The organism is Halocatena pleomorpha, from assembly GCF_003862495.1.
Lineage (GTDB): Archaea > Halobacteriota > Halobacteria > Halobacteriales > Haloarculaceae > Halocatena > Halocatena pleomorpha.
This window is the reverse complement of record NZ_RRCH01000019.1, coordinates 29,381-54,801: the sequence shown is the minus strand read 5'-3', so window position 1 is coordinate 54,801 and position 25,421 is coordinate 29,381. Positions and strand designations below refer to the sequence as shown.

General features: G+C 58.4%; 26 protein-coding genes and 1 tRNA gene. 11 read left to right on the top strand and 16 right to left on the bottom strand.

The window, feature by feature from the left end; all coding sequences use genetic code 11:
- Positions 1 to 30 precede the first annotated feature (30 nt).
- From EIK79_RS18750 to EIK79_RS09020, 3 genes are read left to right on the top strand one after another with little or no spacing between them, the layout of a single operon-like run.
- Positions 31 to 1,197, top strand: a complete 1,167-nt coding sequence (locus EIK79_RS18750; protein WP_185715574.1) for a helix-turn-helix transcriptional regulator — start codon at positions 31 to 33, stop codon at positions 1,195 to 1,197.
- Between the two features lie 49 nt (positions 1,198 to 1,246).
- On the top strand, positions 1,247 to 2,041 hold the full coding sequence (locus EIK79_RS09025; protein ID WP_124954795.1) for an electron transfer flavoprotein subunit beta/FixA family protein: 795 nt from the start codon (positions 1,247 to 1,249) through the stop codon (positions 2,039 to 2,041).
- Positions 2,038 to 2,991 (top strand): electron transfer flavoprotein subunit alpha/FixB family protein, encoded by a 954-nt coding sequence (locus EIK79_RS09020; protein WP_124954794.1) that lies wholly within the window; start codon positions 2,038 to 2,040, stop codon positions 2,989 to 2,991. Before EIK79_RS09025 ends, EIK79_RS09020 begins: the two co-directional genes overlap by 4 nt.
- Positions 2,992 to 3,046: 55 nt before the next feature.
- On the opposite strand, the gene EIK79_RS09015 is transcribed toward EIK79_RS09020, so the two are convergent.
- From EIK79_RS09015 to EIK79_RS09005, 3 genes are all read right to left on the bottom strand, one after another.
- Positions 3,047 to 4,372 (bottom strand): amidohydrolase, encoded by a 1,326-nt coding sequence (locus EIK79_RS09015; protein WP_233738068.1) that lies wholly within the window; start codon positions 4,370 to 4,372, stop codon positions 3,047 to 3,049.
- A 28-nt stretch (positions 4,373 to 4,400) separates the two neighbouring features.
- A complete protein-coding gene (locus tag EIK79_RS09010) occupies positions 4,401 to 4,733 on the bottom strand; it encodes an uS10/mL48 family ribosomal protein (protein WP_124954793.1) in 333 nt (110 codons plus the stop codon).
- Positions 4,734 to 4,842: 109 nt separating this feature from the next.
- Complete coding sequence (locus EIK79_RS09005) at positions 4,843 to 5,760, bottom strand: transcription initiation factor IIB (RefSeq protein WP_124954792.1); 918 nt, start codon at positions 5,758 to 5,760, stop codon at positions 4,843 to 4,845.
- A 671-nt stretch (positions 5,761 to 6,431) separates the two neighbouring features.
- Here EIK79_RS09005 and EIK79_RS09000 point away from each other — a divergent pair.
- On the top strand, positions 6,432 to 7,361 hold the full coding sequence (locus EIK79_RS09000) for a helix-turn-helix domain-containing protein (protein WP_124954791.1): 930 nt from the start codon (positions 6,432 to 6,434) through the stop codon (positions 7,359 to 7,361).
- On the opposite strand, the gene EIK79_RS08995 is transcribed toward EIK79_RS09000, so the two are convergent.
- The 3 genes from EIK79_RS08995 to EIK79_RS08985 form a co-directional block, all read right to left on the bottom strand.
- Positions 7,358 to 8,068 (bottom strand): phenylalanine--tRNA ligase beta subunit-related protein, encoded by a 711-nt coding sequence (locus EIK79_RS08995; protein ID WP_185715573.1) that lies wholly within the window; start codon positions 8,066 to 8,068, stop codon positions 7,358 to 7,360. The genes EIK79_RS09000 and EIK79_RS08995 overlap by 4 nt on opposite strands.
- Before the next feature lie 220 nt (positions 8,069 to 8,288).
- A complete protein-coding gene (locus EIK79_RS08990) occupies positions 8,289 to 9,167 on the bottom strand; it encodes a DUF5794 domain-containing protein (RefSeq protein ID WP_124954789.1) in 879 nt (292 codons plus the stop codon).
- 3 nt (positions 9,168 to 9,170) lie between these two features.
- Positions 9,171 to 9,380 carry a hypothetical protein gene (locus EIK79_RS08985; protein WP_124954788.1) on the bottom strand — a complete coding sequence of 70 codons (210 nt, stop codon included), beginning with the start codon at positions 9,378 to 9,380 and terminating at the stop codon, positions 9,171 to 9,173.
- A gap of 217 nt (positions 9,381 to 9,597) precedes the next feature.
- Here EIK79_RS08985 and aroA point away from each other — a divergent pair, with 217 nt between their 5' ends.
- The 3 genes from aroA to EIK79_RS08970 are packed head-to-tail and all read left to right on the top strand — an operon-like array spanning position 9,598 to position 12,789.
- The gene (aroA, locus tag EIK79_RS08980) at positions 9,598 to 10,881 is read left to right on the top strand and encodes a 3-phosphoshikimate 1-carboxyvinyltransferase (protein ID WP_124954787.1); all 1,284 of its coding nucleotides are present in this window, start codon (positions 9,598 to 9,600) and stop codon (positions 10,879 to 10,881) included.
- 18 nt (positions 10,882 to 10,899) lie between these two features.
- Positions 10,900 to 11,493, top strand: a complete 594-nt coding sequence (locus tag EIK79_RS08975) for a VOC family protein (RefSeq protein ID WP_124954786.1) — start codon at positions 10,900 to 10,902, stop codon at positions 11,491 to 11,493.
- Positions 11,494 to 11,541: 48 nt separating this feature from the next.
- The gene (locus EIK79_RS08970) at positions 11,542 to 12,789 is read left to right on the top strand and encodes an alkaline phosphatase family protein (RefSeq protein ID WP_124954785.1); all 1,248 of its coding nucleotides are present in this window, start codon (positions 11,542 to 11,544) and stop codon (positions 12,787 to 12,789) included.
- Positions 12,790 to 12,804: 15 nt separating this feature from the next.
- Here the strand turns inward: EIK79_RS08970 and ribB are convergent, their stop codons facing one another.
- The 6 genes from ribB to EIK79_RS08940 all read right to left on the bottom strand — a co-directional run bounded on the left by ribB (position 12,805) and on the right by EIK79_RS08940 (position 17,996).
- Complete coding sequence (ribB, locus tag EIK79_RS08965) at positions 12,805 to 13,473, bottom strand: 3,4-dihydroxy-2-butanone-4-phosphate synthase (RefSeq protein WP_124954784.1); 669 nt, start codon at positions 13,471 to 13,473, stop codon at positions 12,805 to 12,807.
- Entirely contained in the window at positions 13,460 to 14,158 is a 699-nt protein-coding gene (locus tag EIK79_RS08960) for a DUF120 domain-containing protein (RefSeq protein WP_124954783.1), read from the bottom strand. The genes ribB and EIK79_RS08960 overlap by 14 nt, the downstream gene beginning before the upstream one ends.
- Before the next feature lie 118 nt (positions 14,159 to 14,276).
- Positions 14,277 to 14,765 carry an RNA-binding protein gene (locus EIK79_RS08955; RefSeq protein WP_124954782.1) on the bottom strand — a complete coding sequence of 163 codons (489 nt, stop codon included), beginning with the start codon at positions 14,763 to 14,765 and terminating at the stop codon, positions 14,277 to 14,279.
- A 74-nt stretch (positions 14,766 to 14,839) separates the two neighbouring features.
- A complete protein-coding gene (locus tag EIK79_RS08950) occupies positions 14,840 to 15,682 on the bottom strand; it encodes an ATP-grasp domain-containing protein (RefSeq protein WP_124954781.1) in 843 nt (280 codons plus the stop codon).
- Positions 15,683 to 15,736: 54 nt separating this feature from the next.
- Positions 15,737 to 17,821, bottom strand: a complete 2,085-nt coding sequence (locus EIK79_RS08945; RefSeq protein ID WP_185715572.1) for a PH domain-containing protein — start codon at positions 17,819 to 17,821, stop codon at positions 15,737 to 15,739.
- Between the two features lie 102 nt (positions 17,822 to 17,923).
- Positions 17,924 to 17,996 (bottom strand) — tRNA-Arg (locus tag EIK79_RS08940).
- Positions 17,997 to 18,162: 166 nt separating this feature from the next.
- Here EIK79_RS08940 and EIK79_RS08935 point away from each other — a divergent pair.
- The 4 genes from EIK79_RS08935 to EIK79_RS08920 all read left to right on the top strand — a co-directional run bounded on the left by EIK79_RS08935 (position 18,163) and on the right by EIK79_RS08920 (position 21,478).
- Positions 18,163 to 19,653: a single-stranded DNA binding protein gene (locus EIK79_RS08935; protein ID WP_124954779.1), complete on the top strand. Its 1,491-nt coding sequence runs from the start codon at positions 18,163 to 18,165 to the stop codon at positions 19,651 to 19,653.
- A gap of 102 nt (positions 19,654 to 19,755) precedes the next feature.
- On the top strand, positions 19,756 to 20,190 hold the full coding sequence (locus tag EIK79_RS19115) for a histone (protein ID WP_124954778.1): 435 nt from the start codon (positions 19,756 to 19,758) through the stop codon (positions 20,188 to 20,190).
- Positions 20,191 to 20,192: 2 nt separating this feature from the next.
- Positions 20,193 to 20,465, top strand: a complete 273-nt coding sequence (locus tag EIK79_RS08925) for a hypothetical protein (RefSeq protein WP_124954777.1) — start codon at positions 20,193 to 20,195, stop codon at positions 20,463 to 20,465.
- Positions 20,462 to 21,478: a histone deacetylase family protein gene (locus EIK79_RS08920; protein ID WP_124954776.1), complete on the top strand. Its 1,017-nt coding sequence runs from the start codon at positions 20,462 to 20,464 to the stop codon at positions 21,476 to 21,478. Before EIK79_RS08925 ends, EIK79_RS08920 begins: the two co-directional genes overlap by 4 nt.
- Positions 21,479 to 21,512: 34 nt before the next feature.
- On the opposite strand, the gene EIK79_RS08915 is transcribed toward EIK79_RS08920, so the two are convergent.
- The 4 genes from EIK79_RS08915 to EIK79_RS08900 form a co-directional block, all read right to left on the bottom strand.
- A complete protein-coding gene (locus EIK79_RS08915) occupies positions 21,513 to 22,364 on the bottom strand; it encodes a glycosyltransferase (RefSeq protein WP_124954775.1) in 852 nt (283 codons plus the stop codon).
- A 313-nt stretch (positions 22,365 to 22,677) separates the two neighbouring features.
- A complete protein-coding gene (locus EIK79_RS08910; protein WP_124954774.1) occupies positions 22,678 to 22,932 on the bottom strand; it encodes a glutathione S-transferase N-terminal domain-containing protein in 255 nt (84 codons plus the stop codon).
- A gap of 66 nt (positions 22,933 to 22,998) precedes the next feature.
- Entirely contained in the window at positions 22,999 to 24,471 is a 1,473-nt protein-coding gene (locus EIK79_RS08905; RefSeq protein WP_124954773.1) for an NCS2 family permease, read from the bottom strand.
- Between the two features lie 87 nt (positions 24,472 to 24,558).
- A complete protein-coding gene (locus EIK79_RS08900; RefSeq protein ID WP_124954772.1) occupies positions 24,559 to 25,272 on the bottom strand; it encodes a phosphoribosyltransferase family protein in 714 nt (237 codons plus the stop codon).
- Positions 25,273 to 25,421: the final 149 nt, after the last annotated feature.

The window sequence follows — 25,421 nt, the reverse complement described above, 5'->3', positions numbered from 1 at the left end:
GTTTTCCTACCGCAGCGTTCACAGGTTTGTATGCGGACTGTGGCCATCGTTGCCCTCCTCATAGCGGTGTCGGTGTGTTTTATCGGTCACACAGCCGTGGGTTCGGCCACCTCAGTCCCTGTTTCGGTTAATGAGTCGGACGACATCACTGTGATCCAGATTCTCCCCAACGGGGACGCAAAATTTTCTGTGATACGGACTGTTCAGATAAAGACACAAAACGGTTCGACAGCGTTCAACAAAACGGCGCAAGCATACGAAAAGGTCGGCGGTAGTAGTTTCAATTCTCTCGATTCTCTTTTGGCATTCAAACGGGCAGCGCGCGCCGTCGGCAATGAATCGAACCGGTCGATGCGGATCGTCGATGTGACGAACGACACCGCTCGCCGTGGAAACACGGGGATCTTCTACCGGAATTTTACGTGGACGAACTTCGTCGCTCCACCGGAAGGCGATGAAGTCGTCAACCTGAACGACTCGTTCACCGCTGATGGTCGTCCGTGGTTCAGACGGCTCGGTGCGAATCATAAGCTCGTGATCAGCTACTCCCGAGGATACGAGCTACGGGGTGGGACGAACGTCGACAGGGTCGAGAAAAACGCATGGGTGTTCACCGGTCCACGAACGTTCCAGCAGTTCGACATTTCTTACCGGAAGCAGAGCTACCAGGGTTCTGGCGGTGGGGGGATCCCTGACGGCGTCGATCCTCCTGTCAGTGCCCTCGCGTTCATCGCCATTGCCGTGGTTGGTTCGATCGGTGTGTTCGCGTATTCGCGGCGTCGAACGCTGTTCGATCGCATATTCGGGGGAGACATCGGATTCCCGAAGTGGGACAGTCCGGATACTCCGTCTACGAATGAACACGAAAACGGGACCGAACAGGATGGTGCTCCCGTGGTAGAGCTTTCAGACGGTTCCGATATCGGTTCTGCCGCTAATCAGATCGATCTTGAGCTGTTGAGCGATGAGGAGCGTGTCGAGCGACTGCTCCAAAACAACGGTGGTCGGATGCGACAAGCGACGATCGTCACCGAAACCGATTGGTCGGACGCCAAAGTCTCACAGTTGCTCTCCGCGATGGATGAGAACGACCGCATTGAGAAGTTGCGGATCGGACGCGAAAATCTGATCAGTCTGCCAAACCACGACCCCGGTTTGGACGCCGACTCTGATCCTGACCACGCGGGGAACGATTAGAATCGTTCCTAAACGTTTAACACGAAACGGTGGGGAGTGTGTAGTGTCTATGAAGATACTCGTCACCGTTAAGGAGGTGGCCGAGGCCGAGGATGATTTCGACATCGACGGTCTCGACATCAATGACCGCTATCTGGAATACGACCTCAACGAATGGGACGAGTACGCCATCGAAGAGGCAGTCCAGATCAAAGAGGATGGAGAGGACATTGACGTCGTCTCTGTCACGATCGGTCCAGAACGCGCCGAGGAGACGATCAGAATGGCGCTTGCAAAGGGTGTTGACCGAGCGATCCGCGTCTGGGACGACGACATCGCAGCCACGGATGTCCTTGATCCAGCAACGAAAGCCGACGTTCTCGCGGCGGTCGTCGAACAGGAAGAGCCGGATCTCGTCTTTACCGGCGTTCAGGCTGGCGACGACAGTTTCGGTGCGACAGGCGTCGCGCTGGCCGAAACGATCGGCTTCGAGTGGGGCGCAGTTGTCAACGCGCTCGATCTCGACGCCGAGGCGGGGGTTGCGAACGTCCGTCGAGAACTTGAGGGTGGAATCGAAGAACTCACCGAGATTCAGCTTCCCTCGGTGTTGACGATTCAGACCGGTATCAACGAGCCACGGTATGCGAGTCTGCGCGGGATTCGTCAGGCACAGAGCAAGCCGCTCGACGTACACACGCTCTCTGATCTCGATTTGGACGCAGGAGTGCTCGAATCGCCGCTGCGGCGGACTGAGATGTACGAACCCGAAAGTGAGGGTGAGGCCGTCGTCTTCGAGGGCAGTCCCGAAGACACTGCCGATGAGCTTGCTGAGCTTCTCCAAGACGTGGGGGTGGTTGAGGGATGAGCGACGTGCTTGCTGTCACTGAACACCGTCAGGGTGAGCTTCGGGACGTGAGTTTCGAGCTTGTTACCGTCGGACGGCAGCTCGCTGCCGATCAGGGTGGCGAACTGCATCTCGCGGTGATCGGTGGCGATGTCGACGCGTTCGCTGACGAGTTAAACCTCGATGGTGTTTCCGTTATTCACACCGTCGACGCGGGTGCGGAGTTCAACCACGACATCTACACTCAAGTGACTGAACAGCTGTTCGCGGAGATCGAGCCGTCGACGTTGGTGCTTCCCAACTCTGTCAACGGGCTGGATTACGCCCCTGCCGTCGCCTCCCGGCTTGACGTTCCGCTGGTCACGGACGCCGTCGACATTGCTCGTGATGGAGAAACGGAAGTCACCCGCGAGATGTACGGTTCGAAGGTCGAAACGACCGTTGCCGTGGACGCCGACACCGTCGCGGTGTCGATCCGTCCCGCTGAGTGGGAGGCGACCGACGCCGAGGGCGACGCCGAAGTGCGCGAGTTCGACGCCGAGGTCGATGAGAGTGCTGTCGAGTCCACTGTTACCGGCTTCGAAGAAGTCGCCGGCGGCGACGTGGACATCTCCGAAGCGGAATTCCTCGTTTCGATCGGCCGGGGCATCGAGGAGGAGGACAACCTCCCGCTCATTGAGGAACTGGTTGAGGCGACCGACGCCACACTGTCGTCTTCGCGCCCGATCGTGGACAACGGCTGGCTGCCGAAAAACCGACAGGTCGGTCAGTCCGGGAAGGTCGTCACGCCCGACGTGTATCTCGCCATCGGTATTTCTGGCGCTGTCCAGCACGTTGCTGGCATGAAAGGATCGGACACGATCGTCGCCATCAACACCGACCCGAACGCGCCGATCATGGATCTGGCCGACTACGCCATTGTCGACGACCTCTTCGATGTCGTTCCGCAGCTCATCGACGCGTTAGAATAACGTGTCGTAGCGACTCGGTCCAACCGTCTTCGTGGTGGATCCCCTTCGTTCGTATCTATCTCTCAGCATTGCTACCCACAGCGAGCCGCCGGATGGATTCGGTCAGCACGTCCACCCCGATCCCTACCGACGCTTCGTCCACATCGAACGTGGCCGTATGGTGGCCGCCAGGGTGGTCGGTACCGATGCCGACGTAGGCTGCCGTGCCGCCGTTGTCTTGAACACGTTGCATGAGATACGTTGCGTCCTCGCTGCCCCCAAGATCGTCGCGTCGCAACACGGTCTCGACACCGTCGCTCTCGCGTGCCACATCTTCGACGATATCCACGATCGCGTCGTCGCTTCTCGCGCTCGGAGCGTCTCCCACGGCGTCGATGTCGACTTCACAGCCGTGCATTGCAGCAGCGTTCTTGACCACGCGCGTTGCGTGCTCGCGCATGTACTCTTTGAGCTCCGTCGTTTCCCCACGCACTTCGCCTTCGAACCGGGCTGTTTCTGGAATGATGTTCGGTGCGCTGCCGCCCTCGATGACCCCTGCATTGACGCGCGTCGCTCCGTCCTCGTGGCGCGGAATGGCATAGAGGTTCTCCACGGCGGCCGCCACCGCTTGGACAGCGTTGGCTCCCTCATTGGGGTGGCTGCCAGCGTGGGCTGACTCCCCCGTGAACGTCGCCGCAAAATGATGCACCGCCAGAAAACCATCGATTCCGGCGACGACTTCGCCCGTCGGATGATCGAGACCAACGTGGGTGGCAAGCAGGTGGTCGCAGTCGTCTAACTGCCCGCTTTCAGCGACGGCTTTTCCGCCGCCGATAACTTCCTCTGCGGGCTGGAAAACCACCTTCAGAGTTCCCTCAAACGCCGATTCGTTCACGATGGACTCGATGACGCCGACTCCGACTGTGGCGTGTGCGTCGTGGCCACACGCGTGCATCGCGTCGGTTTCGGATCGAAAGCCCTCCGCCGTGGGAACGTGGTCGTCTGATTCGCTTTCCGATCGTGGGAGACCGTCGATGTCGACCCGCAGTCCGATAGTCGGGCCATCACCCGCTCGCACGACGGCCAGCACGCCAGTCACCCCGTCCGCCGTTCGGTCGAGAACATCCTCGCGTGCTCCTGCGTGTCGGGCCGTCTCGTCCCACCGATCGATCTCTGCTTGCTCAGGAACGCCGATACGGGTCCCGGGATCGATGAACTCCGAGCCAACGAGCAACTCATCTACTCCGATCGTTTCGAGCTCGTCCACAATGCGACTCGTTGTGTAGAATTCCCGCCACGCAGGCTCTGGGTGACGGTGCAGATCACGACGCAGCGACACGAGCCAATCAGACGGTGTGTCAGAGTGAGACATCTCGTCCTGTCGGTCGTTTCGAACAGACATAAAACAGTCGCGTGGACAGCGCTTGTAGCTACGTGTCGGTTCCACCGCCCGTAATACGGTCGACATCGGCCTCAACGTAGATGTCATCAGGAAAATCGCGGGCCGCTGTATCGCGGGCAAACGTTCCGTGTCCGAGGATGTGTATCGTTCGCGTATAAATCGTGTATCGCCACGGGCGGAACTGCTTCGAATCCCGCCCGGGACATTTCGACTGCGGAACCCGGAAATCTTCTGGCGGCTTAGAGTGTGGCCCTTTCATCTCCACCCCTTTTCGCCGTGCCGTTTGTTTGATGTCGTTCACGACTGAATCAAGAACGTGGCGGTCGCCGCTCGTGAATCGGAGCGTTGTAACGAAAGTCATAGCCGTGATTCCCGGCGCGAACGATAAAAACACACCCATTGATCGTTTCCCACTGATCATTCCGTCACCACTAATTCGTCGTTCCACCGTCCGACAACCATCGATCCGATCAGGCCTCCTCACACTGTGCATGCTCGATCAGATCCCGGTAGTGGGTGCGGATCGTCATGCTCGTAATATCGGCAACGTTGCTGATCTCCTGTTGGGTGATCCGTTCGCCGGTGAGACACGCACTGGCGTACAAGGCAGCGGCAGCCAGCCCCGCCGGATTCTTCCCGCTCGTGTATGTGGTGCCGGCGACGGAATCCAGCAGGTCGTGGGCCTGTCGATGGACCGCTTCGGAACAGTCCACGCCCGACGCAAAGCGCGGTAGGAACGCCGTTGGATCGGCCGGTTCGATAGCGAGTCCTAACTCGCCACCGACAGTTCGATACGCCCGTGCGATCCGATTGCGGTCGACACGGGCAACTGTCGTCACTTCGTCGAGTGTGCGGGGAATGTTCTCCTGACGAGCTGCTGCGTATACGCCTGCGGCCGCAACCCCTTCGATCGATCGTCCGACCAACAACCCTTCATCGAGTGCTCGTCGGTAGATGACGCTCGCGGTTTCTCGAACGGACTGGGGCAGTCCGAGCGCGCTCGCCATCCGATTGATCTCCGTAAACGCCTGTTTGAGATTGCGCTCTGTCGCGTCTCGCGTCCGACACCGCTCGTTCCACGTTCGAAGCCGTCGCATCTGGTTGCGCTTGCGCGCGCTGAGCCGGCGTCCGGAGGCGTCCTGATCCTGATCACTGATGAACGTCGACAGTCCTTTGTCGTGCATCGTCAGCGATGTCGGCCCACCGGTGCGAGCGATCTCCGCATACTCACGGGAGGTGTAGGCCGTCCACTCTGGCCCGTGGTCTACGGCTTCTTCCTCAAGAACGGTGCCACACTCGGTACACACGGTCTCCCCACGGCGTGGGTCGGCGACGACCGTCGCGCCACAGTGGGGACACGATTGCTGGGTGGGAGTGGCGAGATTCATGTTAGTAGAACAGTCTGTTTCGGTGCTCGCCAGCCGGCGGCCTGATCCCGTGACGACGCCGACCGGAACCCGAGGCTGTCTACCACTGTGTCTAGTACACAACGGCTGGCTGTCGCCCAACTGCCCCTAAAACGGTCGGTCACCATTGTCTCACCGTCTGTCAATTCGTTCCCTACGCTGAACGGGTGATTCGTACACTGTTTGCGAGCTGCTCTTCTCAGTTGACTGTTGTTGTGATTGCTGTGTCGGTGGAATCTCATCTATCCTGAATGATCGGTATCGCTGCTTTCGTAGCTCCGGCGTCGCCCGGAGAGACGAATCGTGTTTTCTCTGACTGGTCGAATCTGTGCGGCTACACACACCCGTTCCAGACAGCTCTACTGTCACATTGATCGAGTGATGTTTTTATTGTCGACGATCATCGATGGCCGTTATCTATTGTACAGGATGGTGTTTTGGATCCTGTATCCAAGTATTCTCGCAGATATACCACTACAATCGATGAACGTTGATATGATATTTTACTGTCTTAATTGGCTACCATACTCTCTATGAACACTCTCTATCCACTTATATGTCGGCTATTGTTTACCCCGCATTGGTTTTATTCATTTACAATAATTCCTATTATTCCCAAACGTTTTCATGGGTATGCGTAATTAAGCACAACTATGCAAGATCAATTTGAAATCAAGATAGAAGAGAAGTTATCTGAGCTTTTAGCCATCAAAGATGAAAATAATGCTGAAATTGCAAATGAAGTGGGTGTTTCGTCGTCATCGATCACACAGTATCGGAAAGGTGAAACTCGTCCCAGCTTAGAGAAGCTCGTCGCGCTCGCTAAGGCGCTGGATGTGAGCCTCGATTATCTCGTACTCGGAGAGGACGAGGAGGCCGACCAGATGGACGCCGATCCGGTCGTTCGGTATATGGATCAGTCGTTACAGGATATGCAAGTCCAGACGGCTCAGCACACGGCTCTCGTGGCGCATGTAGGTCGTCGACTCTCCCACATGCTGGATTCGGAGATCGAGCAGTATCTCGAAGAGAATCCGAGTCGGCGTCTCTACGCGGGCATCATCGCGGATACCGAGTTGACATCCCTCGAAAAACACAGCCAAACGACACGGTTGATGCTCCAGACGCTGCATTACAACCTTCAAGACGATTGTCCGAAAACACCGGGTAGCTTCTTTAAAAGCGTTGTTAATAATCTGAGCAAAGGACGGGAATATCAGTATTTGCTCGCGGAGACGTCAACGACAGATTGGCCCTCGAAGATCGAACAGTTTCGTCGGCTCCTCATCGAACAAACCAACAGTGAGGGCGTTGTCCGCTCAAACTGTAACTTTCGCGTGACGGACTCACCGTTGTTCACCGGCTGTGGTGTGTATGATATCGCGGCGGACGATCTTGAGAACGAAGATCCCATACTGTACGACTTTCTCACTGAACAGGATTATGTGCATGAAGACGGTCGTGTCGGATACGTGATCTCCCCCTCGCTCGATGTTCAGGGAGTCACGATCATGGACAACGATCATCTCACGAATGCGATGCAGTCGTTCGAGACTCTCTGGGAGGAGGCAGATCCGATTTAAGGCGACGCAACTGCCGAATCGGCGTCGGTGGCGTCCCGCGTGCGGACATCGAGGAACGTCAGTGTGGCGTCCGGACACGTTTCACAGATCAGATCGTAGGCGCGTCGACACACCGCTCGGTTGTCTTCTTCTGCGGTCTTTTCGTTTCCTAACGACAGCAGCAGCGCCTGGTCGGTCGCCTCGGTGACTCGGTATGCGCCCGCATCGCGATCAACTGGGCCGAGGATGCCGAGGATCTGTCCGCCGACTTCGTGAAGCACGTCGCCGGTGGTGGCCTGTACCGGCTGTTCGTGGAAGATTGGAAGGATGCGCTCGCCGCCACTGGCCCGATGGACGTACACATCCCCTGACAGCGCCGTCACATCGTGCATCCCCAGTCCCATCCCCCGTTCGGCGCTGGCGATGTTGTACGCGTCGACGACGTTGTTGTGACGATTCAATCCCTGTTCTCGGATGAGCCGGACGAGTTGTTCACCTGCTGGCTCCTGTCCTGGATGTCCGACCGCTTCGAAAACATCATGGTATGCTGAAACTTCTTCTCTACTAAGTATTTCTTCCGAATTCTCGCTTATCTTTCGTTCAAGTTTTTCAACATGTTCGTCTAGCTCGGATGCTCCAGACCGTACTTCAAGCCCACTAATGAGGCATCCAACCGGGTTTTTGATTCCGAGCCGTTGAACGTCTTCCGTGACAACAATTCGATCCATCGTTTCGATCTCTCTGTTTGATTTACTATCAATTATATATTTTGGTAGGTTACTAGATAATATCCGCATGTATTTACTACTTCCATTATTATAGTAAAATTACCATGTCTAAAACCCATATACTTCCCGTGTTGGAAGTTGTCTCACACACCGTTGTTCAGCCCTCTGTCGCGTCAGTCTCGGCTTTCCGCCTGTATTCAGATGGCTTTCGGTCCTGATGTTATATCCACGGTGCGTCCGGTTCGGATGGCCGTTCCGGTTCGGGTTCCGTGTCCGGTTTCGATCCGGTTCTGTGGTTGGGTTCTACGCTGTCAGTCGGCTCGGTGTTTTCCGAAGAACCATTCCCGTCGGCTCGGATCGGTTCCTGTTCTGCGTTCGGATCGAGCGAAAACAGGGCCGTAACGCCGAGTACTGCTAGGGCGAGCGGGATCTGATCGGAGATAACGCCCAACACCGACAACGAAAGCACTCCAAGAGCGACCGCGCTGCCGAAGCGGAAGTAATCGAGCGAGACGTGTTTGCGCAGGGTGTTTCCGGCGAGCGCTACACTCAACGTGAACGCGACGCCGACGACGGCTGCTGCGACGCTCCGAGCGATCAACATCCGATCAGTCGTGAACAGCAATTCGGCGTTCGCTGGATCGAGGCTTGCGAGTAGTCCAAGTCCGATAATGACGCCTGGACTCGGGAGGTATTCACCGACGGTGGCGCTGGCCGTTTTCGCGGCGATAGCGAGGATCACTAGCGCCGCAAACCGCTCGAACGTTTCGAGGACGAGTAGCGATTTGATAGTCGGCGCAAGCGTGGCTTCGATGGCCGCGAGAATGATGATCCCCGTCCCCACCAGAAGGATCGACGTGACCTGTTCGCGGCGGGTGCCGTCCATTTCAGCGAGAACGACCGACAGCGTCGCACTCCCCCCGAACACCAGTAGTCCAACTTCGAGAATACCGGGGATCGTATTGACTGCACCAGCGATGATGAGGGCAGGAAAGATTCCATCCACGAGCGGCAACGCCAGAACGGTCGTCAACAGTTTCGTACCGGGACCGACGTGGCGTTCTAAACGGAGCGCAATTGGATGACGTGACGTACTCATTTATCAGGCTCGATAGCCGTGACCACTGGCTAGGGCGTGTCCGTCACGATACCGGGGACGCAAGCGAGCCGTCGCGTTGGAAAACGCGCTGAATCGCCCTGTGTCGGCTCGTGTCACTAGTGGCTCAATAAACATCCCTGTCGCAAATCGGACCATACTGAGTTCCACACGGTCGTTTCCGATGCAGTCTGCGATGGGACGTTTAGCGTCCATAGGCGTAATAATTGCCGTTTGTATCATAAACGTTGTGTGAGAAGCGGACTCATTCCACACGCATTTCGACCAGACTCGTCTATTAGTGTTGTAATTCACTCCATCTCGATCGTTACTGTCTATACGTACAGAAATATCTGTAAATACCGTCGTTCGTGATCTCGAAATCGTGTGTACGACTCCCAAATCGTATATCGCAGGGGAACAAGCGACGAGCATGGACATAACGATCTCACGCTCTCCGGTGTCTGGTCGCGTTCGTGCACCGCCATCGAAGAGCTACACTCACCGCGCGATTCTCGCGTCGGGATACGCTGACGGTGCGACGGTTCACCGGCCGCTCGTGAGTGCCGATACGCGGGCAACAATGCGGGCCGTCGAACAGTACGGTGGTGCGGTGGACGTAACCGGTGAGTCGGTGACCGTTACCGGGTTCGACGGTCGCCCGGCTGTCCCGACCGACGTTATCGACTGTGGTAACAGCGGAACGACAACACGGTTGATCACGGCGACGGCGGCGCTGGCTGACGGGACGACGGTCATCACCGGCGATCGGTCGCTCCGCTCCCGGCCGCAGGGATCGCTCCTCGATGCGATCGACCAGCTCGGTGGACGTGCTGAAAGCACCCGCAACAACGGCCAAGCGCCGCTCGTGATCCGTGGCCCGATCAACGGCGGAACCGTTTCGATTCCGGGAGATGTGTCCTCTCAGTACGTCACCGCGCTGTTGATGGCTGGTGCGGTGACCTCCGAGGGCATCACGATTGACCTGAAAACCGAACTCAAATCCGCTCCTTATGTCACCATCACGCAGGAACTGCTCGCCGCGTTCGGTATCGACACTAGTCGAACCGATACGGGCTTTTCGGTACCGGGTGGGCAGACCTACCGACCGGAAAACGGCGAGTACACCGTTCCAGGAGATTTCTCCTCAGCGTCGTACCTCCTCGCAGCGGGAGCAGTGGCCGCTGATGGGTCACTCACCGTGGAGGGACTGTTTCCGAGCGCACAAGGCGACGTGGCCATTGTGGACATTCTTGAACGGATGGGTGCAGACAGCAACTGGGATCGGTCAGAGGGGCGTCTGCGCGTTTCCCGATCCGCGCTTTCCGGCGTCACGGTCGATGTGGGAGACACGCCGGATCTCCTCCCGACGATTGCGGTTCTCGGCGCAGCTGCAGCGGGTGAGACCAAGATCGTGAACTGCGAGCACGTCCGGTACAAAGAGACCGACCGTGTGGCGGCCATGGCGACAGAGCTGGAAAAACTGGGCGCGCGCGTCACTGAGGAACACGACGCACTCACCATCCACGGCGACGACTCGACGCTTCGAGGCGCACGCGTCGCTGGCTACGACGACCACCGAATCATTATGGCGCTATCGATCGCTGGACTGCTCGCAGAGGGCGAGACGACGATCGAGGGCGCGGAACACGTCGACGTTTCGTTCCCTGATTTCTTCGACGTGCTCGGTGGGATCGGTGCGGATATTCGGCAGTGAGCGGCGCGACAGAAGCCAATGGTTATCTCAGCACCGCCCGATCGACGGAACGTGACCGAGGAACACCTCCCGACGGCGAGAAACGTCCACCACGTTGGGCTGACCGTTCCGGATCTGGATGTGGCTGTGGCGTTCTTCGTAGATGCGCTCGGCTGTGAGGAACTGTACCGGAAGGGACCGTTCGGTGATCCCGATGGGGATTCGATGGCGCGACGGCTGGATGTCCATCCCGACGCCACAGCGTCGCTGGCGATGCTGCGCTGTGGACCAACGACGAACCTCGAACTGTTCGAGTGGAACGCGCCCGACCGAGACGAGACGCCCACGAACAACGCCGATGTCGGTGGGATGCATCTCGCGCTGCAGGTCGAAGATATCGACGCAGCCGTCTCTGCGCTGTCCGATCGTTCCGACGTTACGGTGCTTGATGGCCCACACACCAATGAGGACGGCCCGACAGCGGGGTTGACCTACGTTTACTGCCGAGTGGAGTGGGGACTGTACCTCGAACTGCTCGAAGCGCCCGCGTCGATGCCCTACGCCGAAGCGGCTGATGATCGACTGTACGGTCCTGCACCGGCGTGGACGCACCGCCCCGAGCAGTCCGAGTGAGTCGGCACCCACCCCGTGTTTTATCTGTTTGCCATTGATTAGCCATGTATGCTTAACCAAGCCGCCGCCGACCGACTGGTGGACGATACGATCGCCCCCGGCTACGTTCGTCCCGCCTACGACGGTCACTCGTTCGGGAACATCCCCGCCACAGTTGCGTCGCTGTTGGGCGTCGATATCGATGGGCGGCCGCTTTCGTCGGAGCTTGTCCCGTTCGAACGCGTCGAGACGGTCGTGGTGGTCGTTGTAGACGGCTTTGGCTTTGAGCAGTGGACACGTCACCACGCTGAGCACGAGTTCTTCGCGCGGTTCACCGAACGAGCGCCCGTGTGCCCGATCACATCCGTGTTTCCCGCAGAAACGGCGGCGGCAATGACCACCTATACAACGGGTCGTATGCCGATTGAGCACGGACTCATCGGCTGGAACATACCCAGAGAGAACACCGTGATCGAGTCGCTGCCGTTCGAGACGAAAGACGGGACCGACGCCGGTGAGGCGCTCGGCATCGAGCGCGGGGCGCTTCAGGACGGCACGCCGATTGCCGAGCAGTTTCAGGAGGCGGGCGTCGAAACCCGCCACGTCGTTCCCGAATCGATCGTAGACGACGGTGCTTCGTCGCTCATCCGGCTCCCGTATGAGGATCTCGACGGATTTTCCCGACAGCTTCAGACAGCGATCGAGACCACTGATAGCGGGTTCGTTCACGCGTATTTGCCCCACGTTGACGCGGTCGCACACGACGTCGGGACTAGCGCGACTGCGTACCGATCAGTCCTCAGCGACGTGTCTACTGCGTTGGCGCGGGCGGTCGACGGCGTTGGCGAGCGAGTCGGGGAGCGGACGCTGGTGGCCGTGACCGCCGACCACGGCCACGTGGATACGACGCCCTCTGAAAACGTCGACTTGCTGCAGTTCGATCGCGTTGCGAACGTGATTGAACGGGATACGCACGGCACGCCGCTTCTCGGCGGCGGCGGACGGAACGTGCATTTCTACGCGGACGGGACGCCCCCCGAGCAGATTCGGGACGTTCTGACTGCCGAACTCGACACGCGTGAGGCCCTTGTCCTCGAACGCGAGACGGCGATCGATGAGGGGCTGTTCGGTCCGGGCGAGCCGAGTGACGTGTTCGCCCGACAGTGTGGCGATGTGATCGTCATCCCCCGCGAGAAGATCGTTTGGCACGGCGAGGAACCCGACCCGCTGCGGTACACCGGTATGCACGGCGGACTCAATCCACGCGAACAGCTGGTACCATTCGCCGCTACCGGATTGGCCGCGCTCCGAGACTGACTGGAGCGCAGCCGTTCAATCGAGCCGATCAATGAGATCGCTGCCCTCGACGTAGACGAGATTGTGGTGTCGCGCGTACGCCCGTGCACCGGCCGGTGAACGTGCGGTGCCGGTGTCGTCGTCGAGCATCTCACAGACGACGACTGCGGGGGGCTGTCCAGCGGCTTGGGCCAACGCCACTCCGAGTTCGGTGTGACCCTGTCTGTCTGACAGCAGTTCCGGCGCGGCACGGAGCAGATGAACGTGGCCCGGCGCGTGGAACTCATGAGCAAAGTCAAACGACTCGGGTGACGCGGCCGCCGCCGCGAGCTGGGCAATCGTCAACGACCGGTCGGCGTCGGTGATCCCTGTGTACGTCTCGCGGTGGTTCACCGTGAGCGAGAATGAGGACCGATCATCGTACTCCAGCTCCGGCTCCGTCCCCACAGGATGGTCGATGACATCCTGCGCGAACGGTAAGTCGAACGCCTCACAAACCGCGTCGGAGAGCGCAACGCACACTAGTCCTCCGGCGTCGTTTCGGAGCCGAGCGACAGCGCTCGGCGTGACAGCCTCTGCCGGATACACGAGATCCGTTTCACCCTCCCGATCAGCCGCGTCGTGGATTAGTACCGGCTCACCACGGCTGAACGCGTTCACTACGTCCTCGACAGCGTGGGGTGTCTCTGGTTCACTTTTCGACATACGTGGTGAGTGTGTCGCCGTCGTCTATCGACAGTACGTCGCGGAGTTTGTCGGGTGCGATGACTTCGAGCTGGTCATCGGCGTGGTGGGTCCGTTCCGGTGCGATGACGTGGGCTGACTCGTACATCTGCCCGTCGGCTTCGACGCTCGCAGACCAACAGAACGCCGGTCCGTACGTCCGATCGTCGTTTTCCCAGCCGTCGATCCGAATCGGCTCGATCGACTCCAGTCCCGCACGGGTGTGTGCGCTTTCGTCGTCCAGCTCGACGTTCAGCGTTCCCGCGAACGGCGTGTACCCGAGCTTCGATTCGAACTGTCGCATGTATCCCGGCAGTGAAATGTAGTGGCTTCCTTCGCCCATTCCTCCTGTCACTGCTCCAGTGAGTTCGATCTCTTGGCCGTGTTCGAACAGCCGACGGTAATCGGCGTATTCTCCGCGAAGCACCCGCTCACCCGACTCGGTCGTTTCCACTAACTGCCCATCGGAAACGATCCGTCGCTCGATCAACGTTGCGTCTTCGAGCCGCTGGAGCCGGCGCGACACCGTTTGTGTCGACACACTGAGCCGGTCGCCGAGCTCCGAACACGTCACCCGTGCACGACCGGCCAACGCACCATCGAGTGCGAGCAGCTTCAACACCTCCCGTTCGTCGGCTCCCACTGCTACTCCCGTCGATTCTGCCATGTCTCACCGTCTGTAGCCGTCGCTGATAAGCGTACCGAATATGGTATGCGTCTCATATCTGGAACGGAACGCGCGTTGTGATGCGTTGTTGGCCAGTGGAGTACGCTTCCGATGGGTCTCACAGGGTCACGTTGTACAGTTCGTCGCCAACGTGGTGGAGTGAATCGACAACTTTCCCGCTGTCGCCCAGTAGCTCGGTGCCGTCGACCCGTGCGCGACCGATGGCGAGGGCTTTTCCGTGGGACTGTTCGGTGATGACGACGAGGTCCCCGGCGTCGATCTCCGCGTCGGCGTCAGCGATACCGGGACGCATTACGTCCGCACCGTCTGAGACGAACGAGACCGCGCCGGCGTCGACGGTCACGGCACGCCGTTGGGGCGGGTAGGCGTTGGCACCACGAACGGTGAGAAACGGCTCGGAGCCATCCGCATCGAAGTAGGTGATAAGCGGATCGTTGTCGACGAGCACCAACTCCGTCTCGCTGTCGGTGAATTCGACGTGTTCAAACGCCTCTCCGTCGATGGTGACGCCGAGCGCGTCGGCGAGGCTCTGTTCGATGCGGTCGATCGCATCACTCCGGAGATGGTGGCGTGATTTGACCTCCATATACGGCTGTTACGGCATGAAACCTTTACGTTTAGCTTACCGCGACGGCGCGACGATCGTCGGTGTGGGCGGTGTCACTGTTTTCGAATAAGGCCGGCGAGCGAATCGTAAAACCCCGGTTCGTATTTTGCTGTTTCATCGACCGTCGGTCGTGCGTTGGTTTCCGTGACGTATGGGCGCCCGTCGCTCACGAGCAGATCCACCCCGAGATACGGAATGTCGAGTGTGTCCGCCGTTCGTTCCACAATGTCGCGGTACTCCTCGGGGAGTTCGGCACCCACTGCTCGCGCGCCTTGATGGACGTTGTGCTTCCACCGGTCCCGATCGGGATGGCGGCGTTCGACCGCTCCCGCGTACTCACCGTCGATGACCATCGCTCGGTAATCCCGAGCCTCGGGAAGATACTCCTGTACGAGAAAGGATTTGTCGGCCGTGGTGCGGTGCTCGTGGAGGAGAGCAAGGTAGTCGACGATGCCGAGAAACGCGTCGAGATCGGCGGCCGTCGTGACCCCTGCGCCGCGAGTGGCTGAATTCGGTTTTATCACCACCGGCGGCTCGAATCGATCGAACACCGACGCTAGGGTCGATCGGTCGACCGGATTCGACACCGCTACCGTCTTCGGCGTCGGTATCCCTGCTTGTTGGAGGCGCGCGATGGTTTCGGCCTTGTGCCGGGATCGAAGCATCGCTTCCCGATCGTTAACCCACGGCACTCCGAGGAGAGCGTCAACGACACCGCCCTCTGGCAGACGGCTCGGATACACGAGCCCGACATCGAACGACTCGAACGGCGGCGCACTCGGATCTAGCACCCGTTCATCAGCCTGCACGTGATCGACGGCGATTTCCCGCTCTGCGAGCGGCTCGCGGATGCGTTCGTACGTCTGGGCGTTGGTCGTGACCGCGAGGCGGAGCATACCGTATTCCATCGGTGCGCCAAGGAAAATCCTCCGTCCGCTGAATAAGTGTTCTCAGATCCGATCTAGCAACTGTCGTTTTTTCTCATTGAACTCCTCGTCGGTGAGCACGCCCTCGTCGTGGAGTTCCTTGATGTTTTTGAGCTGTTCGGTTGGATCTTGAGCTGATCGACTGGTCTCGTTGGCTGCGTCTCTCGCTGCTGTTGCTTTGTTCTGGACGAATTGGAGTGCCTCGCGTAGCTCGCTATCGCTGGGCTGTGACACGTCAATCCTATACGTGGGTCCTCTGGTAACAATAGTCACATATCGCACGGTCATCCCTGTATCGAGATTGCACGAGATGATCGAGGAATACGGAATATAACGCTCGTCGTCACCGAGAAACTGTGAGACGTTGACAGCGATTCGCTTGTCGGTAATCGCCGTGAAAACGCCGGTCAGTGAGGATTCGTCCTCGGGGCCGTCGCCTTCGATATCGAGTGAACTACCACGAAACATGTAGTGAACGGTCTCCCCCGCTTCTAACACGTTTCCCAGCTTCGTGATTCGTGATTCCGTCACCCACGATCCTTGTGGCTCGGCGTCCATGTGGACCTCAAGACTGTGTTCGATCTCTTTTAGTCCGGTGCCATCGGCTGCTGTGTTCGCGACAAGAAACCGTTCTATCGATCGCAGCTCGTTTTCGGCATGGATCGCAATCGGAGCTTTGAGAAGGAACTGATCGGTCGTCACTTCGATCGTTCTGTCCTCTCGTTCGACCCCATTTATCGCAGAAAGTGAGACGGTCAGTGTCTGATCCCCGTTCTTGTTTCCAGCGATGACCAGCCAGCGCTGCTCCGTGATGAGATGTCTTACTGTCCCCGTCGCGTTGCGTTCGGGCACTCGTGGTGCGTAGGCTCCTTCGAGTGAGATATTGGTCATGTCTGTATCAAGGATGAAGTGCGGTTGTTCATCCTCTCGGAGATAGTCGATGAGCGGCTTCGTGTAGAAATCCTGTGTGAGATGTCCGGTTTTTAGCTTGGTCAATCGGGGTTCAGTCACGGAGCTGTGGGTGGCGGCGTCGATGAGAGCCGTGATTCCGTCCGGATCGGCTCCGGCAGTGGCTTTTTCCGGCTGGTCGACTGGTTTTAGTCCGGTCCCATCAACGCCGGTGTTCACGATCAACCATCGATGCAGCCTGTCGAGATCTTCCGCGTCGATTTTGATCGGTGCTTCAAAGCGAAACCGATCGGTCGTGAACGAGACTGTATTGGTCCACGGCTCCGTTTGTACGGCGAGACCAGTGATATCCTGCAGTGGCACACTGAGCGTCTCATCGCCGTTTTCGTTTCCGGCGACGACCAGCCAGCGCCGCTCCGTGATGAGATGCATCGTTGTGTTCGTCCCTGCTTGGTTCGGGGGCGTCGGAGCTGACGATCCGACGAGATCGATTGTCCCATCTGACAGTCCCGGCGAAAAGAGGAAGTGCGGTTGTTCGTCCTCACCGAGGTAATCGATGAGGGGTTTGGTGTACAACTTCCCTGCGAGTAACCCGAACTCGAGTTCGGTCAGTCGTTGTTCGGTCACTGAGTCGTGGAGAGCGTTGTCGATGCGTTCGCTAACATCTGGTTGCGCTACTGTCGCAGGTCCTTCATCGGACACGAACCGCTGTAAGCCAGTCCCTGTAGCTGCCGTGTTCGCAATAAGCCAGTCTCGTAGGCTTTGAATTACGTCGCTTTCGTGCGTTTTTGCGATCGGAGCATCCAGTCGAAATCGTTCAGTCGTGAATGAAACGTCGTGTGACAACAAGTCAGTCCCGACGGAGAGCCCCGTGATATCCTGCAGTGGCACACTGAGCGTCTCATCACCGTTCTTATTTCCCGCAACGACCAGCCAACGCCGATCGGTGACGAGATGCTTTACGGTACCGGCCGCTGTCGTTTCTGGTTTCGATGGGATGTCTGGACCGGAAAACGAGAAACTCCCCCCGTTATCGAGAATGAACTGCGGTTGTTCGCCGTCAGTGAGGTACTCGATGAGTGGTTGGGTGTACAGATACCCCATAAGGACGCCGAACTTACGCTCGGTCAACCGGTGTTCAGTCACGGACTCGTGTGCTGCCGCTTCACTGCATTTTGTGATGTCTTTCCTACTGGTCATTATATAGAAATACAGTCGCATTTCCACTTAACACTATGGACAGTATCGTAGCAACAAGATATCTACTTTGGAGATACTCACTACTAGTGGCCGTAAGAAACACGTCCTGACGGAGATTTGAACTCCGGTCCCTGGCTCCGCAAGCCAAGAGGATAGTCCACTACCCTATCAGGACTCATCTTCCTTTTTCGCGCATTCCCCTAAAGCCGTTGCGATTCGCAGCCGTCACACACGATCCGTACGGTCCGAACATTGAAATGGAAAACAGGAGCCACACAGCGTATGTGGACGGAATCGTCTAACCGACAGTGCTTAGCGGCCGTGTTACCATATCCAGCGTAATGAGCCAGATCGAGGATCTTTACGAGGAGTTAGATCCGAGTGTGGATCGGGAGACATTTCAAGAAGCTGTCGAGGAGAAGACCGAGGAGATGGCCGGACTCGTCGACACGGAAACCGCTGCCCAAATCGTTACGCACGAAGTTTCCGATGGCCAGCCGAACTCGATCGCGGCAATCGATCCCGGTCCGACGGAGGTGACGTTCGTCGGTAAGGTGACCTCCGTTGGTGAACTCCGGACGTTCGAACGCGACAGCGACGGCAGCGACGGCAGTGCTGACAGCGGCGGCAGTGCTGACGGCGACGACAGCGACGACGGCGGCGACACCGGAGAGGATGGTCACGTGCTGAACGTTGAGGTTGCCGACGAAACCGGCCGGATTCGCGTTTCGTTATGGGATGAGCGCGCGATAGCAGCCGTGGAGGAACTCGACTGTGGGCAGGTGCTTCGCGTCAAAGGGCGACCGACGGATGGCTACTCCGGGATCGAGGTGAGCGCGAATCGCGTCGAGCCGGCTCCCGACACCGAGATCGATGTGACCGTCGATTCCGAAACCACCATCGAGGGGCTTTCGATGGACCAGTACGATGTGACGCTTTCGGCACGCGTGCTTGCCACGGAACCGATGCGTACGTTCACCCGAGACGACGGTAGCGATGGACGCGTCTCAAACCTCCTGATCGGTGATGAAACGGGTCACGTGCGCGTCGCGTTGTGGGATGAACAGGCCGACAGCGTCGACGATCTCTCGGCAGGGGAGTCGATCGAGATCATCGATGGCTCTGTGAGCGAACGCGATGGACAGCTTGAACTCCATGTCGGAAACGGCGGTACGATTGAGCTGATCGACGCGGCGGTTCAGTACGCTCTCGACGCGACATCGATCGGGTCGCTTGCGGTCGGACAGACGGTCGACATTGCTGGCGTCATCCGGTCGACTGATTCGAAGCGGACGTTCGAGCGCGATGATGGGAGCGAAGGACAGGTCCGAAACGTCCGTGTTCAGGATCAGACGGACGATATCCGCGTTGCGCTCTGGGGTGAAAAGGCCGACATCGACATCGCGCCGGGCGATGAGGCGTTGTTCGCGGGCGTCGAGATCGAAGACGGCTGGAAAGATTCCATTGAGGCCTCAGCCGGGTGGCGATCGACGGTCACGGTGTTGGATGACGACACGTCCGCCGTGGACGACGCGAACACGACGGTGGCAGCGGACTCCGCTTCATCGGGGGCCGATGATCGAACTGAAAGCGGAAGCGGTTCCCTCGTCGCGTTCACCGACGAGACCGCCGACAGTAGTACTGATAGCCAGACGAGTGCCGAACGGCGAGAGTTCACCGGGACTGTTGTCCAAACGGGCGACCCGGTAATTCTCGATGACGGCCAGACGACGCTGTCGGTTGCGACTGACGCCGACGTACACCTCGGAGAAGAGATCACCGTTCACGGCCGGGTCAGTAACGGCACACTCGACGCTGAGAATGTTCTGTGACGTATTCCCCCGACCGTGGCGGTATCGATGCGCTGTCGGCGCCGGAATCTCCCTGTCAGCCAACGCGGAACGTTTAAGCCTGCGACAACCGCCTATGTGGCTATGAGCGTCGAGCTACCGTTTGCCCCGGTAGACGCTGTTATCCGTCGGAACGCTGGGAATCTCAGGGTGAGTGCCGACGCAGCCGAGGTTCTGGCCCGCCGTATCCAGACACACGGTGCAGCGTTGGCGGCTGATGCTGCCGAACAAGCGACCGAAAACGGTCGGAAGACGTTGATGACGGAGGATTTCGGCGTCGAATCAGCCGATCGAAGCGCCGTCGAACTTCCGATCGCGCCTGTCGATCGTATCGCCCGCCTCGATATCGATGATCGCTACCGCGTTTCGATGGATGCCCGGGTCGCGCTGGCAGCACGCCTCGAATCGTATGCGACCGCGATCGCCGCGGCGGCGGCGGCGTTCGCCCGTCACGCCGGTCGTCGAACGATCAAATCCGAGGACATCGAACTGTATTTCGACGTTGAACAGCACTTCTAGTAATGTTTCCCACGACCACAGTCGTGGGCGTTCCCTCGTTGGGTTTCAGCCCACGACTCGCTCACCCGCAGGCAGAGGATACGACGGACCACCGTGACCGGCTCTCGGTGATCCATACTGGTGGCTCCCCGCGGCTATACACCGCGCCGACCGCGCCCTCCTCACACGCCGGACAGCTCGAAGGGAACAGTACAACCTTCATGATTCGACCGTCTGTGGGACGTACCGACCGCAGCAACGCTACGAACAGACGAACTGGGTCGAGATACACATGATGTTTGGCTATCGTGAGCAATGTCTGGCCCACGACACCGGACCGCGTCATCCCGAGTCACCGGATCGGCTTCGCGCGATCCGTCGCGCCTTGTCGCACGAGCACGGCGTTGAGTACGTTGCTCCCGCGTCGGCGTCACCGGAAACGGTGACCATGGTCCACGATTCCGACTACGTCGAACAAGTGCGGGAATTCTGTGCCGACGGCGGTGGGCAGTGGGACGCCGATACAGTCGCTGTTTCGGACACATGGGACGCCGCACTTGCAAGTGCTGGTTGTGCTGTGTGGGCTGTCGATGCGGCGCTCGATGGGGCGTCGGGGCGTGAAACACCGTTTTCGATCGGCCGTCCACCAGGTCACCACGCCGTCACCGACGACGCGATGGGATTTTGCTTTTTCAACAACGCCGCAATCGCAACCGAGACGGCAGTAGAGCGCGTCGATCGGGTTGCGATCATCGACTGGGACGTTCACCACGGCAATGGCACCAACGACATCTTCTACGAACGCGACGACGTGTTTTATGCCTCGTTGCACGAAGAAGGACTGTATCCTGGTACTGGCGCGGTCGAAGAGACCGGTGCCGGCGAGGGTACGGGCCGAACGCTCAACCTTCCCCTGCCACCGGGAAGTGACGACGCCGTCTACTTGTACGCGTTCAAAGAAGCCATCATGCCGGCCTTAGAACGGTTTGATCCGGAACTCCTTCTCGTGAGCGCGGGCTTTGACGCTCACGAACGCGATCCGATCTCCCGGATGCGTGTTTCGACCGAAGGGTTCGGTGCACTCACCGCCCGGTGCCGGTCGCTTTCGGATCGGCTTGACGCAGCCCTCGCGTTCGTACTCGAAGGTGGGTACGGACTCGAATCGATCTCGGACGGCGTCCGCATGATCAATGACGTGTGTGATGGGCGCGAACCGGTCGAGTCGGACAACTCCGTCAGCGAAAGCGGCCGGACAGTCGTCGACACGGCACGCGAGCAGTTATTTGACGCCGCCGACTGGAACGACTGAGCGTCTTCGAAACGCCTGTGGGTCGCTCTCTTGTTCAATTACTGGCTTGGTTCCTGAAACGAGTGTACACGTATTTTCTGATCGAATCTGGTGCGAATCTGATTCCGACGCGGGTAAGGACATTAAACGTGAACTGGGCTATGTTGATGAACCCTCGTCGATACCAGCGATACTGCTGTTCGAACTCCCGCCGAGCGTACTCATAGCCTTTTCGACGGTCGTACAGCTCATCGCCGGCTCGCATTTTCAACAGAACTTCCGGCACGTTCCAGAACTGGGCACCGTTCATGAGCATCCGGACCCATAAATCGTAGTCTTCCATCCGAGTCACAGCCCGATAGTTTCCTGCTTCCATCACCGATTCTCGGCGGAACAGCACCGTTGCGTGATTCATCGGACTCCGAAACTTGGCTCGCTGTTCGATCTCTTCGTGGCGACACGGTACTGTCCGTTTTGCGTGTGTCTCGTCGGGATCGGTGTCGAATTCAGCGAGATATCCCCCAACAACGTCGATATCCGGATTGTTTTGGAGAAATTTCATCTGACTCTCAAATCTATCCGGGACGCTAACGTCATCGGCATCCATTCTGGCGACGTACTCGTGGGAACACTCCCTCATTCCCTCTCGCAAAGCATTGCCTAGTCCTTGATTGGTTTCGATTTCATGAACCCTGAACGTCTTCTCGTAGCCGTCTTGCCACGTTTGAATAACGGCTTCGAGCGGATCAGGCACTGGCCCGTCCCGAACAACCAGAATCTCATCCGGAACGAGCGTCTGCTCTGCAATGCTTGTGATCGCTGTGTCGAAATGGTTGGGATCGTCACCAGCGTACACCGGTAAGAGAACGGAAAATGGCGAAATATCTATGTTTGATGATCGGCTCATCGGCACTCTTCGAGAACTATCACGGATCGCTAAATATGAAACTTGTGTTATAATCTCTCCGCGCACTAATACGTTAATATCAATAAAGATATAGTATTCTCACATCGATGGGTCTCGGCGTAGCGACACGGACCGTCTGGTTATTGATCGCCGTCGAACGAGGAACGTTCTCTATCCGACTGATGGTTTTGGTGCAGCATCGACCCCGTCACGCCTCCATGGACAGCCGCGGGTGAACGCCCTGATTCGTTGTTTCGTCGGCGTGTGCTACGTTGCTCTTCCAGAGGCAGCGATATCGTCGCTCGTCGTTGAGCTACGATTCTCCGCCGTACGTTTCTTCGAGATACGCGACGATATCGCTCGACTCCGGCAATCCTTCGACGTCATGCTCGTGGTCGACGAGCACGGGCACGCCGGTCTGGCCGCTCACCTCCTTAACTTCGTCGCGTTCTGCATGGGACGGTGACACCATGTGTGATTCGTAATCGAGTCCAAGCTCCTCCAGTTTTTGCGTGACCGTCGCACAGAACGGACACCCCTCTAGTTCATAGAGCTCGATCGATGACATCGGTGTGACTACGTTCGTGGCGGATAATAAAACACCGCCGATGCGCCGTGATAGTGGTTGCTGCCGCTACAGTAAGTGGGTGAGTAGCCCACTGGTACGGACGTAGAAATACAGGACGAAACACACGAGTAGTACCAACTGTCCTGGTCTGATATCGGCCCATTCACCACTGGCGGCCTTTACCACCGGGTAGGCGATAATCCCTGCTGCGATACCATACGCAATGGAGAACGTAAAGGGCATCACAAGCAGCGTCAGCGCTGCCGGCACAGCGTGCGTGAAGTCATCCCACTGGATATCCACGATGCCCCGGAGCATGAGGACCGCAACGACGACGAGCGCGATGTGTGAGGCGTGCATTGGGATCGCTGACGCCAGTGGAACGATCGCCAGCGACGCGAGAAACAGTCCAGCGACGACAACCGCGGTCAGACCGGTCCGTCCACCCTCATCGACACCGGTCGCTGATTCGATGTACGTCGTCACCGTCGACGTGCCGAGGATGCCACCCACGGTCGTGCCGATCGCGTCGGCCAACAACGGCTTGTCGATCTCGGGGACGTTGCCGTCCTCATCGAGGAAGCCGGCGGCTTGGGAGACACCTGTTAGCGTCCCTGCCGTGTCGAAGAAATCAACGAAGAAGAACGTGAACACGATCAGCGCGAACGCGAGTGAATCGATGTCTGCCAATCCGTCGACAAACGCACCGATCAGGGGTGTGATGTCGTAGCCACCGCTGGTGTAGTTGACCGCTGAAAAGGGATCGGACGAGAGTGTCGACACCGAGATGGGATCGAGCGTCGCGTCGCCGCTCAGTGTCGTCCCTTGCGGTGCGTTTTCTGCGGGCACGGCGTTGTAGCCCAGTGCTGCCGCGAGGTAACTCATCACTGTTGTCCCGAGCACGCCGAGAATGATCGATCCGCGAACCCCGCGGGCGTGCAACGCGAACGTCACGAACAGTCCGACGACGGAGATGATCGCAACTGGATCGGTCGCAAACACGGGGTTGAGCGACACGAACGTGCTTGCATCGCCGGCGGTAACCCGCATCGCCTGCAACCCGATGATGGCGAGATACAGCCCGATCCCGGCACCGACAGCGAGTTTCACCGGTTTCGGAAACAGTTCGATCACGTATCTGCGCGCGCCGATCAGGGTCAACACTCCGAAGATTACGCCTTCTACCACGATCGCTGCCAGCGCCGTCTGCCACGGAACGCCTAGTGTCCCGACCACTGTGAACGCGAAAAACGCGTTCAGCCCGAGTCCCGGTGCCAGCGCGAACGGACGGTTAGCGTACACCCCCATCACAAACGTCGCAATCGCCGCCGACAGGATCGTCACTACCGTGAGCATCTGTACGGTCTGCGCGTTGCTCCGAGTACCGATATCGATCGCCTGTCCCATGATCTGGGGGTTCACCACGACGATGTACGACATCGTCAAAAACGTCGTCAGCCCGGCAAGGATCTCGGTCCGGAGATCGGTGTCGTGCTCCTTGAATTCAAAGAGCGATCTGATCCCATCGATCGGTGCCATCTTACACGAATGAGCATAATCGAAACAGCGTAATTAAGTATTTCTATCGAGTTCCGATAGAAGTATACACGATCGTGTATAGATATGCTATTCGAGTGTCAGCAGCGATTCCACGGGTGCATCAGTTCGTTGGCGGGCGATGTCGATCCCATCGTCACCGACTGCGATGAGAGTGAACACGCCGACGACAGAGGCTTCCGCGATCGATGCGATGTCCAACAGGAGTTCTTGGGTTTCTCCAGACCGGATGAGATCGTCGACAACAAGCACCCGTTGGTTCGGTTCGAGCGCGTGTTCGGGCAGGTAGTACGTGAGTTCGATTCCGCTGGCGAGTCGGGAGCGTGCCTCGATGAACTCCTCGACAGCGGTTTCTTTGGTCTTTTTCGCGTAGGCGATGCGGGCGTCGAAGTACCGCGCTATCGCCGCTCCGAGCGTGATCCCGTCGGTCGCGGCGGTCAACACGACATCCGGCTGGTTGAATCCGAACGCCTCTGCAGCCACAGGCGCGGTGAGGTCGAGAAACGTTTGGTCGAACACGAGCGCCGAGTTGTCGATGTATCCCGCGTCGTCGAACGCGATGTGTCGTTCGAGTTCGTCGGCAAGCGCCTCGGGACCGGTCTCCGCCAGCAGCTGCTGGGCGCGTTCTGTGCCCGGCAGGACGTGGCCGTTGACGTATCGGTTCAAATCGCCCGCAGGAAAGCCGGTCGTTTCAGCCAACTCCTCGTACGTTCGCGTCTCTTTGAGCGTCCGCAACACTGCAACCGCCCGTAACTGGAGGGTCGCTTTCTCCGCCCTGTTCATATCCTCATTCTCCAATGCATAGGTATGGATACTTCGATTCAATATTGACCAGAATATGTACATGAACGTGAGTAAATTAGTGCAAGGGTCGTTTCCGTGGCGTCGTGACGATTTTGCCCGATTCTCCCGTAGTAGAATCGAGTAGTGGT

Coding starts and splice junctions, on each gene's coding strand:
- EIK79_RS18750 (WP_185715574.1), top strand. CDS start 31: ATGCGGACTGTGGCCATCGTTGCCCTCCTCATAGCGGTGTCGGTGTGT.
- EIK79_RS09025 (WP_124954795.1), top strand. CDS start 1,247: ATGAAGATACTCGTCACCGTTAAGGAGGTGGCCGAGGCCGAGGATGAT.
- EIK79_RS09020 (WP_124954794.1), top strand. CDS start 2,038: ATGAGCGACGTGCTTGCTGTCACTGAACACCGTCAGGGTGAGCTTCGG.
- EIK79_RS09015 (WP_233738068.1), bottom strand. CDS start 4,372: ATGTCTGTTCGAAACGACCGACAGGACGAGATGTCTCACTCTGACACA.
- EIK79_RS09010 (WP_124954793.1), bottom strand. CDS start 4,733: ATGACTTTCGTTACAACGCTCCGATTCACGAGCGGCGACCGCCACGTT.
- EIK79_RS09005 (WP_124954792.1), bottom strand. CDS start 5,760: ATGAATCTCGCCACTCCCACCCAGCAATCGTGTCCCCACTGTGGCGCG.
- EIK79_RS09000 (WP_124954791.1), top strand. CDS start 6,432: ATGCAAGATCAATTTGAAATCAAGATAGAAGAGAAGTTATCTGAGCTT.
- EIK79_RS08995 (WP_185715573.1), bottom strand. CDS start 8,068: ATGGATCGAATTGTTGTCACGGAAGACGTTCAACGGCTCGGAATCAAA.
- EIK79_RS08990 (WP_124954789.1), bottom strand. CDS start 9,167: ATGAGTACGTCACGTCATCCAATTGCGCTCCGTTTAGAACGCCACGTC.
- EIK79_RS08985 (WP_124954788.1), bottom strand. CDS start 9,380: ATGGACGCTAAACGTCCCATCGCAGACTGCATCGGAAACGACCGTGTG.
- aroA (WP_124954787.1), top strand. CDS start 9,598: ATGGACATAACGATCTCACGCTCTCCGGTGTCTGGTCGCGTTCGTGCA.
- EIK79_RS08975 (WP_124954786.1), top strand. CDS start 10,900: ATGGTTATCTCAGCACCGCCCGATCGACGGAACGTGACCGAGGAACAC.
- EIK79_RS08970 (WP_124954785.1), top strand. CDS start 11,542: ATGCTTAACCAAGCCGCCGCCGACCGACTGGTGGACGATACGATCGCC.
- ribB (WP_124954784.1), bottom strand. CDS start 13,473: ATGTCGAAAAGTGAACCAGAGACACCCCACGCTGTCGAGGACGTAGTG.
- EIK79_RS08960 (WP_124954783.1), bottom strand. CDS start 14,158: ATGGCAGAATCGACGGGAGTAGCAGTGGGAGCCGACGAACGGGAGGTG.
- EIK79_RS08955 (WP_124954782.1), bottom strand. CDS start 14,765: ATGGAGGTCAAATCACGCCACCATCTCCGGAGTGATGCGATCGACCGC.
- EIK79_RS08950 (WP_124954781.1), bottom strand. CDS start 15,682: ATGCTCCGCCTCGCGGTCACGACCAACGCCCAGACGTACGAACGCATC.
- EIK79_RS08945 (WP_185715572.1), bottom strand. CDS start 17,821: ATGACCAGTAGGAAAGACATCACAAAATGCAGTGAAGCGGCAGCACAC.
- EIK79_RS08935 (WP_124954779.1), top strand. CDS start 18,163: ATGAGCCAGATCGAGGATCTTTACGAGGAGTTAGATCCGAGTGTGGAT.
- EIK79_RS19115 (WP_124954778.1), top strand. CDS start 19,756: ATGAGCGTCGAGCTACCGTTTGCCCCGGTAGACGCTGTTATCCGTCGG.
- EIK79_RS08925 (WP_124954777.1), top strand. CDS start 20,193: ATGTTTCCCACGACCACAGTCGTGGGCGTTCCCTCGTTGGGTTTCAGC.
- EIK79_RS08920 (WP_124954776.1), top strand. CDS start 20,462: ATGATGTTTGGCTATCGTGAGCAATGTCTGGCCCACGACACCGGACCG.
- EIK79_RS08915 (WP_124954775.1), bottom strand. CDS start 22,364: ATGAGCCGATCATCAAACATAGATATTTCGCCATTTTCCGTTCTCTTA.
- EIK79_RS08910 (WP_124954774.1), bottom strand. CDS start 22,932: ATGTCATCGATCGAGCTCTATGAACTAGAGGGGTGTCCGTTCTGTGCG.
- EIK79_RS08905 (WP_124954773.1), bottom strand. CDS start 24,471: ATGGCACCGATCGATGGGATCAGATCGCTCTTTGAATTCAAGGAGCAC.
- EIK79_RS08900 (WP_124954772.1), bottom strand. CDS start 25,272: ATGAACAGGGCGGAGAAAGCGACCCTCCAGTTACGGGCGGTTGCAGTG.